The sequence below is a fragment of the Cellvibrio sp. UBA7671 genome (assembly GCA_002483145.1).
Classification (GTDB): Bacteria; Pseudomonadota; Gammaproteobacteria; order Pseudomonadales; family Cellvibrionaceae; genus Cellvibrio; species Cellvibrio fibrivorans.
In genome coordinates this window covers 171,030-186,973 of record DLHJ01000014.1, presented here as the reverse complement: position 1 = coordinate 186,973, position 15,944 = coordinate 171,030, and the positions used below count along the sequence as shown (strand labels likewise).

At 45.7% G+C, this 15,944-nt stretch carries 11 protein-coding genes; 8 read left to right on the top strand and 3 right to left on the bottom strand.

The genetic code is table 11. The annotated features are described in order from the left end of the window. Positions 1-2 precede the first annotated feature (2 nt). Genes B4E62_RS12555 through B4E62_RS12545 form a run of 3 tightly spaced genes read left to right on the top strand, consistent with a single transcriptional unit; the run spans position 3 to position 3,449 of the window. A complete protein-coding gene (locus B4E62_RS12555; RefSeq protein WP_331352294.1) occupies positions 3-938 on the top strand; it encodes an ABC transporter permease in 936 nt (311 codons plus the stop codon). 3 nt (positions 939-941) lie between these two features. After that, on the top strand, positions 942-1,832 hold the full coding sequence (locus tag B4E62_RS12550) for an ABC transporter permease (RefSeq protein ID WP_374725259.1): 891 nt from the start codon (positions 942-944) through the stop codon (positions 1,830-1,832). A gap of 3 nt (positions 1,833-1,835) precedes the next feature. Then, positions 1,836-3,449 (top strand): ABC transporter ATP-binding protein, encoded by a 1,614-nt coding sequence (locus B4E62_RS12545; protein WP_310070940.1) that lies wholly within the window; start codon positions 1,836-1,838, stop codon positions 3,447-3,449. 45 nt (positions 3,450-3,494) lie between these two features. Here B4E62_RS12545 and glgA read toward each other — a convergent pair whose 3' ends face one another. From glgA to B4E62_RS12530, 3 genes are read right to left on the bottom strand one after another with little or no spacing between them, the layout of a single operon-like run. Continuing rightward, the gene (glgA, locus tag B4E62_RS12540; protein WP_331352293.1) at positions 3,495-4,943 is read right to left on the bottom strand and encodes a glycogen synthase GlgA; all 1,449 of its coding nucleotides are present in this window, start codon (positions 4,941-4,943) and stop codon (positions 3,495-3,497) included. Positions 4,944-4,965: 22 nt separating this feature from the next. After that, on the bottom strand, positions 4,966-7,173 hold the full coding sequence (gene glgB, locus B4E62_RS12535) for a 1,4-alpha-glucan branching protein GlgB (RefSeq protein ID WP_331352292.1): 2,208 nt from the start codon (positions 7,171-7,173) through the stop codon (positions 4,966-4,968). Between the two features lie 19 nt (positions 7,174-7,192). After that, the gene (locus tag B4E62_RS12530) at positions 7,193-7,441 is read right to left on the bottom strand and encodes a hypothetical protein (RefSeq protein ID WP_331352291.1); all 249 of its coding nucleotides are present in this window, start codon (positions 7,439-7,441) and stop codon (positions 7,193-7,195) included. 110 nt (positions 7,442-7,551) lie between these two features. On the opposite strand from B4E62_RS12530, the gene glgC reads away from it, so the two are divergent. The 5 genes from glgC (at position 7,552) to B4E62_RS12505 (ending at position 15,849) form a co-directional block, all read left to right on the top strand. After that, positions 7,552-8,817 (top strand): glucose-1-phosphate adenylyltransferase, encoded by a 1,266-nt coding sequence (gene glgC / locus B4E62_RS12525; RefSeq protein ID WP_331352290.1) that lies wholly within the window; start codon positions 7,552-7,554, stop codon positions 8,815-8,817. Continuing rightward, positions 8,810-10,540: a glycoside hydrolase family 57 protein gene (locus B4E62_RS12520; RefSeq protein WP_310070952.1), complete on the top strand. Its 1,731-nt coding sequence runs from the start codon at positions 8,810-8,812 to the stop codon at positions 10,538-10,540. Before glgC ends, B4E62_RS12520 begins: the two co-directional genes overlap by 8 nt. Positions 10,541-10,607: 67 nt before the next feature. Next, entirely contained in the window at positions 10,608-12,122 is a 1,515-nt protein-coding gene (gene malQ / locus B4E62_RS12515) for a 4-alpha-glucanotransferase (RefSeq protein ID WP_310070957.1), read from the top strand. A gap of 59 nt (positions 12,123-12,181) precedes the next feature. Continuing rightward, positions 12,182-12,544, top strand: a complete 363-nt coding sequence (locus tag B4E62_RS12510; RefSeq protein WP_310070959.1) for a hypothetical protein — start codon at positions 12,182-12,184, stop codon at positions 12,542-12,544. 206 nt (positions 12,545-12,750) lie between these two features. Beyond that, positions 12,751-15,849, top strand: coding sequence for a glycoside hydrolase family 15 protein (locus B4E62_RS12505; RefSeq protein ID WP_331352289.1), 3,099 nt, complete (start codon positions 12,751-12,753; stop codon positions 15,847-15,849). Positions 15,850-15,944: the final 95 nt, after the last annotated feature.

The following is a 15,944-nucleotide window of genomic DNA, read 5'->3' as shown; positions in this document are numbered from 1 at the left end:
CTATGTTTCTGTTTATCCTCAAACGTGTTTTACAAGCTATTCCCGTATTGTTGCTGGTCGCGACAGTAACATTTTTTATGGTGCGCGCAGCACCCGGGGGGCCTTTTGATAAAGACCGCGCGATACCTCCGGAAGTGCTGACGCAGCTCAATAAACGTTACCATCTGGATGATCCGCTCTGGAAGCAATATATGGATTACATGAGCAGTATTATTCAGGGCGATTTTGGACCCTCGTTCAAATTTGCCAGCCATTCGGTAACTGAACTGATTGCAGCCGGGTTACTCCCCACGTTAGAACTCTCGTTCTATGCCATTTTATTTGCGCTGCTTGTGGGATTGCCTACTGGAATGCTGGCAGCGATCAAACAAAATACCTTGCTTGACTATGTACCTATGTCTACTGCAATGATCGGAATTTGTATGCCGACATTTGTCCTTGGGCCCATTCTGTTATTGGTATTCGGTATTTGGCTTGGCTGGTTACCTGTAGCGGGTTGGGGGCAAATTCCCGGTGATAAAATATTGCCGTCAATTACGCTTGGCTCTGTTTATGCGGCGTATATCGCACGTATTTGTCGCGGCGGAATGCTGGAAATTCTTTCTCAGGATTATATCCGCACAGCGAGGGCAAAGGGCCTTTCAACCATTCGTATTGTCTTGGTGCATGCATTGCGTGGTGGCATCACACCAGTAATTTCTTTCCTTGGCCCTGCTGTTGCGGGTCTACTAGCAGGTTCATTTGTCGTTGAATCAATTTTTCAGGTTCCAGGACTTGGCCGATATTATGTTATAGCGGCATTTAACCGTGATTACACAATGATTCTAGGCTGTACTATTTTCTTTGCCTTCCTGATCATTTTGTTTAATTTGCTCGCCGACATAGTTCAGGTTTGGTTGAATCCGAAGCTGCGGCAAGAACTGGAAGAGAGAGGTTAAGGCGTGACAGAGTTTATAAAAACCTTGGATATTTCCGCGCTGGAAAAAGGCCGCTCACTAAGCCAGGATGCAGCCGCGCGCTTGCGCAAAAATAAAATGGCGATGGCTAGTTTATATTTTTTATTGCTGCTGATTGCGATTGCAATCATGACCCCCTGGATTGCCCCCTACAGTTATGACGAACAAGATCTGGCATTAGCTGCGTCCCCTCCCTCTGCCCAACATTGGTTGGGTACCGACACCTTGGGGCGCGATCAGTTGACGCGCATTATGTACGGTAGCCGTATTTCGTTGATGGTTGGATTTATTGCTACTGCTGTAGCATTAACAATAGGCGTACTTTGGGGCGCGATAGCTGGTTTTCTTGGGGGGCGTGTTGATGCGGTGATGATGCGGATCGTCGATGCACTTTATGCATTGCCGTTCACGATTTTTATTATTTTGCTTACTGTTATTTTTGGCAGCAGTATGTTGCTACTGTTCTTGGCAATCGGTGCAGTTGAGTGGTTGACTATGGCACGGATTGTTCGTGGGCAAGTATTAACTATTAAGCGGCAAGAGTTTGTCGAGGCAGCGATTTCTATGGGGTTATCGCCGTGGCGAATTATTTCGCGGCATTTAATCCCTAATGTGCTCGGTCCCGTAATTGTTTACACAACTCTCACTATTCCCAGTGTTATTTTATTGGAATCTTTTTTAAGCTTTTTAGGTTTGGGTATTCAACCGCCTGCAAGTTCCTGGGGCTCGTTAATTTCTGGTGGGGTCGAGACCATGGAAGAATATCCCTGGCTGCTGATTTTCCCAGGTCTGGTTCTAACAATCACCTTGTTTTCACTCAATTTTCTCGGCGATGGCTTGCGCGATGCACTTGACCCACGAGCATCCAAGGATTAACTCATGACCAGCGAAAAATTACTCAATGTTGAAAATTTGCGGGTATTGTTTAATACCCGTAATGGCCAAACAGTAGCGGTGGAAAACTTAAGTTTTTCACTTGAAGCGGGAAAAGTATTGGGCATTGTAGGTGAGTCAGGTTCAGGCAAGTCGGTCGCATGCTATGCGTTGATGGGATTAATTCCGTCACCCCCGGGGAAAATTGAATCAGGCCGCGCACTATTTCATGGCAAAGATTTATTGCAAATGCCTGAATCCGAATTGCGCCATGTGCGCGGGCATAAAATCGCCATGATTTTCCAAGACCCGATGACGTGTTTAAATCCCTATATGCGCGTTGCAGATCAACTTATCGAAGTCTTGTTGCAACACAAAAAAATGAGTAAAAAAGAGGCGCGGGAAAAATCAATCGCTGCACTGGTTGAAGTTGGCATCCAGAATGCAACTAAACGTATTGATGAATATCCGCATCAATTTTCGGGTGGCATGCGGCAGCGCGTTATGATCGCTATGGCGCTCCTTGGAGAGCCTGAAATACTGATTGCAGATGAGCCAACGACTGCATTGGACGTAACTGTCCAGGCACAAATTCTCGCACTTATTAAAGGTCTTCAAAAAAGCCATAAGCTCGCTGTAATTTTTATTACCCACGATTTAGGTGTGGCAGTGCAAATGGCAGACGATGTGTTGGTAATGGAAAAGGGGCGATTGGTAGAGCAGGGCACAACCGAAGCAATATTTAAAAATCCAACTCAGGAATACACAAAAAAACTGCTCAGCGCTGTACTAGCCACAGCAAAACCCGTTGCCAGTGCAGCCAAAATGGATGAGGCACCGTTACTGGATGTAAAAAACCTTCAGGTGGGTTACGCGTCGCACGCAGGCTCTCTGTTTAATCGTATTAAGCAGTTTGCACGTGGTGTTGATGATGTAAGCATTAATATTTATCGTGGTGAAATACTTGGGCTGGTTGGTGAATCAGGCTCGGGAAAGTCTACGCTGGGTAGAAGTATCATTCGTTTGGTGAATGCGCAGTCGGGCGAAGTGATTTTTAACGGTAAAGAATTATTAGGTTTGTCCCCCGCAAACCTCACAGAAATGCGTCGCGATATACAGATGATTTTTCAAGATCCTTATGCTTCATTAAACCCACGCATGACGGTATTTGACACGCTGGCTGAACCGCTCCTGGTGCATGGCCTTGCCACCAAGTCTACTGTGCTGGATCAAGTCAATGAGCTAATGGATGATGTCGGTTTGGATCGGCGTTTTATCCGCAAATATCCCCATGAGTTTTCAGGTGGTCAGCGTCAGCGTATCGCTATCGCACGTGCGATTGCATTGAAACCAAAACTGATAGTTGCTGACGAACCAGTATCCGCGCTAGATGTAACCATCCGTGCGCAAATATTGGCATTGTTATTGGAGTTAACACAAAAACACAATTTGACGATGCTGTTTATCTCTCACGACATGTCTGTGGTGCGTTATCTATGTGATCGCGTGGTAGTTATGCAGAAAGGGATGTTAATTGAAGAGGGGATAACGGAGCAGTTATTTTCCGCACCACAGCAGGAATACACACGGCAACTGCTCGCGGCAATTCCTACCCTGTAAATGCAGATGTAAAAATGGGCAGCAATGCCCATTTTTTTCCTGGATTCAGGCTGAAACAATCTGATCATAAATCGCCAAATATTCTTTGGCGCTAGCGTCCCATGAAAAGTCTTTACTCATTGCATTCAGTTGCAGCTGCTTCCAGCGATCTTTTTGCTTGAAGAGCGAAATAGCTCGTTGAATCGCAGCAAGTAGCTCTCCTGCAGTGGCACCGTGAAACACAAAACCATTGGCCTCGCCTGACTCACTTTCCAACGTCTGTTCAAAAACGGTATCACGTAGCCCACCAACGGCGTGCACAACGGGCAGCGTGCCGTAACGCAAACTGTATAATTGATTTAAGCCGCAAGGCTCAAAGATGGATGGCATCAGAAAAATATCACTGCTCGCTTCAATACGATGAGCAAAGGTTTCGTTATAGCCAAGAGTGACAGCAACTTTTTGTGGGTATTGTTCGGCAATATTTTTTAACGCTTTTTCATAATGGGGGAATCCGTTGCCTAAAATCACTAGTTGGCAATCCAGGGTTAACAACTGGTTCATTTGTTCCAGAATTAAATCCACGCCTTTTTGGTCAACTAGTCGGCCAACAAATCCGAGTAAAGGGATGTCAGAACTCACAGTAAGGCCAAGCTCTTCTTGCAATGCCAATTTGTTTTTGGTTTTGTTGCCAAGGGTGCGACGATTGTAGTTGCAGGTTAAATGAGGGTCAGTTCCCGGATTCCACTCATCGGTATCTATACCATTTAAAATTCCGGCAACCGCATCGCTGCGATAGCGTATTAGTCCATCCAAGCCATTGCCAAACTCCGGGCGTTGAATTTCCTTCGCGTAACTAGGGCTGACTGTGGTGATGAAATCCGCAAAAGCCAATCCGCCTTTTATAAAGGACATTTGACCATAAAATTCCAATCGCTCATGATGCCAAAATACTGCAGGCAAATTTAATTCGGCAAACGCTTGATAGGAAAATAGACCACGATAAGCCAGGTTGTGGATGGTAAACACAGAGGCCGGATGATTGGGGTGGAGGGAAAGCAATGCCGGGATCAAACCTGTTTGCCAATCGTTGCAGTGCACAATTGTCGGTTGCCAATTCAATCCCACCTGATCCAAAGCAATGAGTTCAGCAACTCTGGCAAATACATAAAAGCGTTTGTGGTTATCAAACCAGTCATTGCCATCAGGGCCGCAGTAGGGATTTCCTTCGCGTTCAAAAAACTCTGGAATATCCACTAACAAAACAATCACTTTTGTGCCGGGTAAGCGAGTTTGTCTTAATGATACTGAATAGCCTTCAATCTCTAATTGTGCAATCTCTTTGATGCCGACGTTTTTGGCTTTCTCCAGCACACTCGCATAGGCGGGTAGCAATATTTTTACATCTTGCCCCAGTTTTAGCAGCGCACGTGGAAGGCTTGCTGCTACATCCGCAAGCCCACCAGTTTTGATCAGTGGATAAACCTCACTGGTTGCAAATAAAATTTTCTGCATGAGTGATCCTTCTTCGTAACAATTAAGCCAGTTTTAAAATAAGTGCACCCAAAGGTGGAAGGTTTACTTCCAATGACTGTTGATGATTCATCCAGGGTACGGGTTGGGAATAGATTGGATTGGAATTACCCCAATTGCTACCGCCATAAAAACTTGAATCGGAATTTAAAATTTCATGATATGCACCAGCGACCGGAACGCCGATACGGTAATTGGTACGTGTCACAGGGGTGAAATTTAAAATCACTATACTGAAGTCGTGATCACTCTTGCGAATATAACTCACGATAGATTGAGTGCTGTCATGACAGTCAATCCACTCGAAACCATCGCCGCGGAAATTGCGCTGATAAAGTGAAGGCATACTTGTGTAGCAGTGGTTTAAATCTTTCACCAATGTGTGCATACCCTGGTGCGGTGCGTAGTCGAGTAAATCCCAGTCGAGTGTGCGACTTTGCGCCCACTCACTCCACTGCGCAAATTCGCTCCCCATAAATAATAATTTAGTTCCCGGATAAGTGAACAAGTAGGTGTAAAGTAAACGCAGATTAGCAAACTTTTGCCAGTCATCGCCGGGCATTTTATTGATCATACTACCTTTGCCGTGCACCACTTCATCATGCGAAAAAGGCAGCATAAAATTTTCGGTAAAAGCGTACATCATGCCGAAAGTTAATTGATTGTGATGATACTGGCGATGGATAGGATCTTTACTGATGTAATCCAGGGTGTCATGCATCCAACCCATATTCCATTTCATTGAAAAGCCCAAGCCACCCACCCAGGTGGGGCGAGTGACTTGCGGCCAGGCAGTAGATTCCTCTGCAATCACCAACGCGCCAGGGTGTTGCCCATGGCAAACTTCATTCAGCTTTTGCAAAAACGACATAGCCTCAAGATTTTCATTCCCCCCATGGATATTTGGTATCCATTCGCCCGGCTCGCGCGAATAATCCAAATGCAACATGGAAGCGACAGCATCAACTCGCAAACCATCAAGGTGGTACTCCTTTAACCAGAAGAGGGCGTTGGCCAATAAGAAGTTTCGCACCTCATTGCGGCCATAGTTATATATCAAGGTACCCCAATCGCGATGCTCACCCAAGCGTGGATCTTCGTGCTCATAAAGCGCTGAACCGTCAAAACGGGCGAGGGCATGCGCATCTTTCGGGAAGTGCGCGGGCACCCAATCGAGGATGATCCCGATATTGTGGCGATGGAGATAATCGACAAAGTAGCGAAAATCATCCGGTGTACCGAAGCGACTCGTCGGCGCGTAGTAGCCAGTAGTTTGGTAACCCCATGAGTCATCTAGCGGATGCTCACTAACAGGCATAATTTCGATATGGGTAAATCCCAGCGGCTTTATATAATCGACAACTTGATGGGCGAGTTCGCGATAATTCATAAACTCACCCACCCAGCCACGGCGCCATGAGCCGAGGTGCATCTCGTAAACCGAGAGAGGCGATGATTGCCAATCCCAGTGGGCACGTTTGTTCAGCCAGTCTCCGTCCTGCCATTCATAATCGGAGGGGGCTTTAACTATTGAGCCGGTCAAGGGGCGCAATTCAAATGCCTGTCCATAAGGGTCGGACTTAAGAAAAACGGCACCGGTCGCACGATTGCGAATTTCAAACTTGTATAAAGCCCCTGCCTTAATTCCGGGGATAAACACCTCCCACAGGCCGCTGCCGCCGCGTACTCGCAAGGGGTGATGGCGGCCATCCCAGTCATTAAAGTCACCAACGACACTGATACGCTCGGCATTGGGCGCCCAAGTGGCAAACAGCACACCTTCGATGCCATCAACTGTGCGCGGGTGCGCACCCAAGTGTTGATAGATGTTCCAATGTTGCCCCTCCGCAAAGAGGTGCATGTCAATATCGCCCAATTGTGGTGCAAAGGAGTAGGGGTCAAATTCAGTGTGCATGGTATTGTGGCGGTCGTACCACTGCACCAAATAATGCTCCGGTAATATTTTTGCCAAACCGTACCACTCAAAAAAATCAGTGCCTTCAATGCGTTTCAGGGCGTGATGTTGCTCGTTAATCACTAATGTAGCGGTACGGGCGCCAGGTAAGTAAACGCGCACAAAGGTGTCTGCTGCTGCCGTTGAGGTGGCACCTAACGGATGGCGTCCAAGCACCTCAAAAGGGTCGTGGTGAGTAGCGGTAACTATACGCAACATCTCGTGGGATAAGGGTTTGTCCTGCTTCACATTCAACATTGAATCGATTCCTAAGTGATTATTTTGGCACTTGATTTTGCATATTGCAGATTATGCCCCATTTCGGGCTACATAAAATTGTCATACGGCCAAGCTCTACTAGCTTAGCCATTATCGCTTTCTTTTGTTGCACCATTTTTTTGCAAAAAATAACATCCGTGAAAGACATTTGCAGATTCGGTGCCAAACTTGAAGCTACACTTAGTTTTGCATTTAAAGCGAGCAAGTGGGTGTTTTTAAATGCACCATAAAAAATTTTGTGTTTCACTTGAGTTTGCGCCAGATCAATTTATTGGCATTGATATTGCTCTTACTCTACGCATAACCGTCACACAAAATTCATCGTTCAGACACAATAGCCATAAGGAATAAGTAGTAATGAGTACACCAACATCGGGTCGTTTTGTTAGTCGTCTTACGCGAGAAACATTGGCGGTAATTCTTGCAGGTGGACGAGGTTCTCGGTTACATCAACTAACAGATTGGCGCGCAAAACCTGCAGTACATTTCGGTGGCAAATTCCGCATTATCGATTTCCCTCTCTCCAATTGCGTCAACTCCGGCATTCGCCGCATCAGCGTGTTGACCCAATACAAATCGCATTCATTGGATCGTCACGTACAACGCGGTTGGGGGTTCCTAGGAGGGGAACTCGGTGAGTTCGTTGAATTATTACCCGCGCAACAGCGCTTGAGCGAATCCTGGTATGCCGGCACTGCCGATGCGGTTTTACAAAATATCGATATCATTCGTCGCCACAACCCTGAGTATGTATTAATCCTCGCGGGCGACCACGTATATAAAATGGATTACGGTACCATGATTGCGGCGCACGTGGAGCGCGGTGCTGACATTACTGTTGGTTGTATTGAAGTTCCGCTGGAAATTGCACATGCTTTTGGTGTGATGGATATGGACAAAGACTATCGCATTGTAAAATTTACTGAGAAACCGGCGCATCCCGAATCTATGCCCGGCAAGCCCGATAAAGCGTTGGCTTCAATGGGCATTTATGTTTTCAGCACCAAAGTATTGTTCCGCGAACTGCTAAAAGATCGCGACAATCCAAACTCCTCACACGATTTTGGTAAAGATATTATTCCGTCTATGATTAAATCTCATCGCGTCACAGCATTTCCATTTCGCGATCCAGTCTCCGGTGGAGATGCTTACTGGCGTGATGTAGGAACGGTTGATTCACTCTGGGAAGCTAACCTTGAATTAACCGGCATCACCCCTGAATTGGATTTATACGACGCCGCGTGGCCAATTTGGACTTATCAAGAGCAAGTGGCACCAGCAAAATTTGTATTTAATGACGAAGGCCGTCGTGGCTATGCCGTTGATTCATTAATTGCCGGTGGTTGTATTATTTCCGGCTCGGCAATAAAACATTCGTTGTTATTCCCGCGCGTTCGTGTTCACTCCTATTGCGAGATTGAAGACTCGGTTTTATTTCCCAGTGTGGAAGTAGGACGCCGCTGTAAAATCCGCAAAGCGCTGATTGATCGCCGCTGCAAAATTCCCGAAGGCACTATTATTGGTTACGATGAAGAAGCTGACAGAAAACGCTTCCATATTTCTCCCAAAGGTGTAGTGCTGGTGACACCCGACATGCTAGGACAGGATGAAATCAATGGCTAATAATGGCAAAACGAAGGTCGTTTTTCTCTGGCACATGCATCAGCCCGATTATCGCGACATTATGACAGGTGAATATTATTTTCCCTGGACTTATCTTCACGCCATTAAAGATTATGTGGATATGGCTGCGCACATAGAAGCGCAGCCGGCTGCTAAAGCTGTGGTGAACTTTGCGCCTATATTGTTGGAGCAGTTAGATGACTATGCGCAGCAAATTGCTGCGCATTTAAAAGACCAGAGTAAAAAAATCAAAGACGCAGTACTTGCTTCATTGGTCGAGCCAGTATTACCTGCACCAGGCACTATGGCATTTACCGATCTCGCTAAAAAATATTTACGCGCAAATCGTGAGCGGATGATTGAACGCTTTCCTGCCTATCATGAACTCGCTAATGTGGTTGGCACATTTGATGAGAAACCCTTTATCAGCCGTTATCTGAATGAACAGTTTTTAATAGATTTGGGGGTTTGGTATCACATCAGTTGGCTGGCTGAAATTCCGCGCCGGTCAGATGAGCGCATCCAACGCTTGCAACAAAAAGAGCGTAATTATTCTCTGGAGGATCGCCGCGAATTATTGGGCATCATCGGTGAGTTGATTGCATCGATTGGCCCGCGCTATCGCAAACTTGCCGAGTCCGGTCAAATCGAATTGTGCATGAGCCCTTATGCACATCCTATTATTCCTTTATTGATCGATTTAAATAGTGCGAAAGAGGCAATGCCGGATGTCAATTTACCTAATGCATTGTTTTATCCAGATGGGCGCAATCGTGCCAAATGGCATCTGCATGAGGGCTTTAAAACGTTCGAGCAGTATTTTGGCAAGCGCCCACGCGGATGCTGGGCTTCTGAAGGTTCATTGAGCGATGAAACATTAAAATTATTGCATGAGGCAAAATTTGATTGGGCTGCAACGGGCGACTCTGTGCTGCACAACAGCCTGCGTGCACTCGAAAATAGAAGTGTTGCCGAACAAATCCGCAGCGACAACCAATCGCTGCATCGCGCATATGAATTTGCTAATATCAAAATCAATACCTTTTTTCGCGATGACGGCTTGTCCGACTTGATTGGATTTAAATACGCCACCTGGCATTCGGATGACGCTGTTGGCGATCTACTTAATCACATGGTGCATATAGCCAACGCTAGTAACGATACAAAAAATACGGTTATTTCAGTGATCATGGACGGCGAAAATGCATGGGAATATTTCCCTGAAAATGCCTACCATTTTTTACATACACTCTATGAACGGTTAACAACACATCCACAACTTGAACTTGCAACTTACAGTGAGGTGCTTGATCAGCAGCAACCTGTTCCTGTTGCTATGCCCCACCTTGTTGCCGGCAGCTGGGTTTATGGGACTTTCTCCACCTGGATCGGCGACAAAGATAAAAATCGCGGCTGGGACATGCTTTGCGATGCCAAGCAGCAAGTGGATCACGCACTCAGCAAACGCAGTTTTTCCCCTGCACAATTAGCACAAATTGAAAAGCAGCTCGCCCTTTGTGAAGGATCCGATTGGTTCTGGTGGTTTGGTGATTACAACCCATCACAAAGTGTCAGCGATTTTGAATACCTCTTTCGCCGCCACTTAATGAATTTGTATTCGCTTATCGAACAACCAGCGCCCGCTTATTTACATCAAGTTATTAGCGTTGGGGGCGGTGATCCAGCTACCGGTGGTGTGATGCGCCAAGGCCATGCAAATTAACAATCCCTGTAGTACTGTAAAAAGATCGTAGTTGTTTTTTGTAATTTATTTAAAGGGAAGGGCATTGATGGCAGACAAATCACCACTTTTTCAACGACGCACTGCTGGTGTTTTGTTGCATCCAACCTCTTTACCTTGCTCAGAAACTTGTTGGGGTGAAAATAATAAAAAAGCATTCGGCACTTTAGGAAAAGACGCCTATTATTTTATAGATCTTGTTGCCCAAGCAGGCCTGACCATTTGGCAAATGCTACCTACCGGCCCAACTCAAGCGGATATGTCGCCATATCAATCTATTTCAGCGCATGCGGGTAATCCAGACTTAATTAGTCTAGATTCACTGTTCGAAAAAGGCTGGATTACGGCAGGGGATATGCAATCAGTTGGTGAAAAATCGCTGTCCCATGCACGTCAACAGGGCGCAATTTCTTTTCACAAATATATAGAGAGCGAGGCAGGGGCAAGCACACGACAATTATTTCAGAATTTTTGCTCACAACAGAATTACTGGTTAGATGATTTTGCGCTGTTCAGTGCATTGCGGACAGAATTTAATGGCTCATCGTGGAATACATGGCCGTGGGATTTGCGCAAACGTAACAGTAAAGCACTGGAAAAAATTCGCACTCAACTTAAAGCTGCCATTGATACCGTATTATTTGAGCAGTTTGCTTTTTTTAGCCAGTGGCAAGCACTAAAACAATATGCAAATGAAAAAGGAGTTAGTTTGTTCGGTGACATGCCAATATTCGTTGGCCACGACAGCGCTGATGTCTGGGCGCAGCAACATTATTTTCAATTGGATGAAGAAGGTAATCCGCTCACGGTTGCTGGTGTTCCACCCGATTATTTTTCTGAGACTGGGCAGCATTGGGGGAATCCGCATTATGCGTGGGAAGTCATGGCGGCAGATGGATTCCAGTGGTGGTTAGCACGCTTGCGAACGCAACTACAGTTGTTTGACCTGATCCGTATTGATCACTTCCGTGGGTTTGAAGCCTATTGGGAGATCCCAGGCAAAAGTCACGATGCACGTTTAGGTAAATGGGTTAAAGCGCCGGGCGAGGCTTTTTTGCAGGCGTGTTTTGAAGCTTATCCAGGCCTACCTTTGGTGGCAGAAAATCTTGGTGTGATTACCGATGAGGTTGAAGCGCTACGCAATCAATTTGAATTACCGGGCATGTTGGTGCTTCAGTTCGCGTTCGACGGCAACACGAGTAATCCACATTTGCCGCACAACCATACACGCAATGATGTGATTTACACAGGAACTCATGATAACGATACGACAGTTGGTTGGTTCGCCACTTTATCAGATGCGAATCGCCAACAAGTAAAGCAATACTGTTTTAATTCCGCAGATGAAATGCCCTGGTTGTTAATTGAAGCAGCGCTGGCATCGGTAGGGCGCATGGCCATTATTCCCATGCAGGACTTTTTGGAGCTGGATGGAGGGCACAGGATGAATATGCCCGGTACAACGGATAAAAATTGGGTGTGGACGTTTTCGTGGGATCAAGTTGACCCCACACTTGCTGAACGTATTCGGCAGTTATTAACAACCTATAACCGTTTGAGCTAGCTGCGCTGTAAGCCGAAGGCTATAGAACATTAATCACTCAACTTTACGTAGGAACCGCTATGGAACATAGATGCAGCGCGCGCTATACAGCCGACATTAAAATCCTGATTTACCGATACGACATTCCGGTAGCCATAGGTCGCATCAAAAACGGCACTCGCTACGGTTTATATATCGAATCAGATTTGGCAGATGTAAAGCCGTTGCAACAATTAGGTATAGAAGTACTGGTGTATCGAAGTGCACAGAAATTGCAGCGTTACAGGTTTGACTCAATTGTTATGCACACCACCGACCACGGCTTTGGTGTCGAACTGGATGCACTGGGTGAAGATGCCGGCAATCAGTTGGCGGAAATGCTGCGCGCATCACCAGAAACTCCACAGGAAAGTGAATTGTTTGATATGGTTGCAAGTGCTTGATGTCGTTGTGACAAAAAGCATCTTTTAGCGTGTTGATTGAATTTCGAGGAGTAAATGAGTTGGGCTGGATTTTTATGCAATTGCGCATAATGTATATTATGTTAAATTGCGTATTCTATGAATATCAATAACTTACCCCCCAACTCACTTTCTTCCTTGTTTTTCAAGCAAGGCATTGTACTACTCCATCCGATGGCAATTGCTCTATGAAGCATAAACAACTGTTAGAGCGTCTATACGCTGAAGTCGAAACAGTCATTCTCAGTAAACAGCACCCGGTTACCGGACTGCTGCCTGCAAGTACAGCGATTAATAATCACGGTGATTACACCGATGCATGGGTGCGCGATAACGTTTATTCCATCGTCTGTGTGTGGACTTTGGGCATGGCCTTCAAGCACCAAGGTGAAGATCACAAGAGCGACCAGCTACAACAATCCACTATCAAGCTGATGCGCGGTTTGCTGCAATCAATGATGCGGCAGGCGCAAAAAGTTGAGAAGTTTAAGCATTCCCTGGAAAACGGCGATGCGCTTCACGCCAAATACGATACGGCGACCGGGTTACCCGTGGTAGCAGACGATGCCTGGGGTCACCTCCAGATTGATGCAACCTCAGTTTTCCTCCTGATGCTGGCGCAAATGAGCGCATCTGGCTTGCGTATTGTTTGCACGCACGATGAAGTCGATTTCGTCCAAAATCTTGTGTATTACATTGCCAGCGCTTACCGCACGCCGGATTACGGGATTTGGGAGCGCGGAAATAAAGTTAACAATGGTAAGACTGAAATCAATGCGAGCTCAGTTGGTATGGCTAAGGCTGCATTGCAAGCCTTGGATGGCTTTAATCTATTTGGTAAACACGGTGATAAAAGGGCGGTAATCCATGTAATTGCCGATGCAATTTCTTTAGCAAGAACCACCCTCGCCTCACTGCTACCGCGCGAGTCACTTTCCAAAGAAACAGACAGCGCATTGCTCAGCATTATTGGTTTTCCCGCTTTTGCGGTGGGTAAAGAAACCCTGGCAACACAAACGCGCGATTCAGTATTGACGAAACTCGGCGGCAATTACGGTTGCAAACGTTTTTTATGGGACGGACACCAGACCGTCCTTGAAGAAAGCTCGCGTATTTATTACGAACACGATGAGCTGGGTAATTTTGCGAACGTCGAATCAGAATGGCCTCTTTTCTTCACCTATTTATATATCACGGCATTGTTTGATGGCAGTGAAGCTACTGCAAAACATTATCGGAAAAAACTTGAATCATTAATGGTAAGTGTGGATGGCATTGGCTTATTGCCAGAGCTTTATTATTTGCCATTAGAAAATGTTGAAGCGGAAAAGAAAAATCCTCGCTCGCAAACACGCATACCTAACGAAAACGTTCCTTTGGTTTGGGCGCAAAGTTTATATTTAACCGGTTTAATGTTAGATGAAGGCTTGGTTAGTACAGATGACCTTGATCCATTAAAAATGCGGCGTCGCTCTACCCGCTTTATCAAATCCAATATTGCACTCGTGGTACTGGCAGAAAATGACACAATTAAACAACATCTTGCTAAACACGGTGTGATTGCTGAAAGTTTGCAGGATATTAAACCCATGGGCGTAGTATCTGCATCCAGTCTGATGGAGGCATATGCACATGTAGGTGAAAATAAATCTCTCGGCTTGTCGGGGCGACCACGTCGACGCGTACAAAGCTTGGCTACATCGCAGACATATGAAATCAACAACAAAGTCTATTTGAGTTTGTCATGGCTACAAAGTGAGCGCGAAGATTATCGCCGCTATGACGCACAATGGGTGATAGAAAATCTGACGCAGGAAATTGAGTTTATTTATAAAAACTGGCTCAGTTCAGAGGTGGCAGTATTTACATTAATGATGGATCATCGATTATATAAGGTACCTAATGCGGAGCTCTTATTTGCAACGCTACGCGATTATCAATTGCGTAGCGAGCATGAATATGTAGGTTATGCCTCGGCAAACCTTGCTTATCGCGCATCGAGGGTGAATAGCTTATCAATCCCCTATTTCCACATTCCATCAATGAACAACCAAATACTGGCTGCAACCTCAGGTGACGATGCACTTCAGCCGGCGCAATTGGAACCTGTTGCAGCAGCTATGCTGGAACATTTCTATACCGAGAGCGATATCATTACATACCGCAAGTTTTCGCTTTACGTTAAAAATCGCAAATTAACCGATATCATTGGCGTTGATGGTGCAACCATCACAGTCAAAGATCTGATCCGCGACTTTTTCTTCCGTTCACAAAAAGTGAACTACTGGCTGTTATCGCGCTTTTGTTTTTCCCAATTAAATTACACGCTCACAGATTTGTCTGACAGCTTGACATTGCTAGCTGCACGCAACTTAACGATTACTGTTGGCGATAATAACCATACTGAAATCAAAGTGGATCAGTCGTTTTCAAATGCCACTTATTTTGAAAGTGTACGGCAGTTATTTCCCGATTTGCTTGAGCGCACCTTGGTACAGGAATTAATTTCAGCGATTGGCTCTTTAATTCGCTCTGAACCAAAACTGTTCGACGGATTACACTCTGTGCAATTGCGTAACTTTATGTTGTTATGCGCTATGGATAAAGGCGATGCTGAAGATGTCAGTATGCTTGAATGGCTTGGCTTACAATCGCCGGCCAAGTTGTACAAAAAAATCCGTTCAATCCTTACCTCGCGCAAGAAAGTATTCTCCCAGGGCATTAACCATATCACTCCCTATAAAATCCATCACAATGAAAATATTGAAGATGAAAATCCGGTACTTTCCGATGCAATGGATACCGACTGGTTGGAATGGCGCACCGCACGTGGGTTAATCACCCATTTTGATGCAAACTTCCTCAAAGATATTTGGCACAGCTTGATGTTTTCCCAATCGCTGGTATTTAGTAACGCCAGTGGCGGAAGTTTTCATTTGGATTGCAAAACCATTCGCCAATCAATGACCCCTGGGGAAGAAAGTTTTGCCCATCTAATTGATCAGCTTACCCATCAACTCTACCCGGCGTATTACAAAAGTGCAGTGGTAGAGGCACTCTATGCCTATACTCAGTTTTGTATTAATAATCCACAAATGCGCTTTCAAAAACCTCTGGTTTTTCGTGAAGTGCTTGAACGTGCAGCGGTACGTTATATGAGTGAGCGCAGGGCGCAGATGAGCAGCTTGGGTATAGAGACTGACTTGACTGTCTTTATGCAGCAATCGCCGCACATTGTGAATCTCTATGTAACCCTTATTTATGCCGAAATAACCCAACCTTATTGAGTTGATGTGGGAAACGCCCATCCGGGCGCAAGGGTTTTACGAAATATATATCGCCCCCCCATAGGCTCCCGCCAGCGTAGCGTTTAGAATGCGGC

What these genes read in the sequence shown, in the direction of transcription:
- glgA (WP_331352293.1), bottom strand. Translation starts at nt 4,943, where the DNA reads ATGCAGAAAATTTTATTTGCAACCAGTGAGGTTTATCCACTGATCAAA.
- malQ (WP_310070957.1), top strand. Translation starts at nt 10,608, where the DNA reads ATGGCAGACAAATCACCACTTTTTCAACGACGCACTGCTGGTGTTTTG.
- B4E62_RS12510 (WP_310070959.1), top strand. Translation starts at nt 12,182, where the DNA reads ATGGAACATAGATGCAGCGCGCGCTATACAGCCGACATTAAAATCCTG.
- B4E62_RS12505 (WP_331352289.1), top strand. Translation starts at nt 12,751, where the DNA reads ATGAAGCATAAACAACTGTTAGAGCGTCTATACGCTGAAGTCGAAACA.
- B4E62_RS12555 (WP_331352294.1), top strand. Translation starts at nt 3, where the DNA reads ATGTTTCTGTTTATCCTCAAACGTGTTTTACAAGCTATTCCCGTATTG.
- B4E62_RS12520 (WP_310070952.1), top strand. Translation starts at nt 8,810, where the DNA reads ATGGCTAATAATGGCAAAACGAAGGTCGTTTTTCTCTGGCACATGCAT.
- glgC (WP_331352290.1), top strand. Translation starts at nt 7,552, where the DNA reads ATGAGTACACCAACATCGGGTCGTTTTGTTAGTCGTCTTACGCGAGAA.
- B4E62_RS12545 (WP_310070940.1), top strand. Translation starts at nt 1,836, where the DNA reads ATGACCAGCGAAAAATTACTCAATGTTGAAAATTTGCGGGTATTGTTT.
- glgB (WP_331352292.1), bottom strand. Translation starts at nt 7,173, where the DNA reads ATGTTGAATGTGAAGCAGGACAAACCCTTATCCCACGAGATGTTGCGT.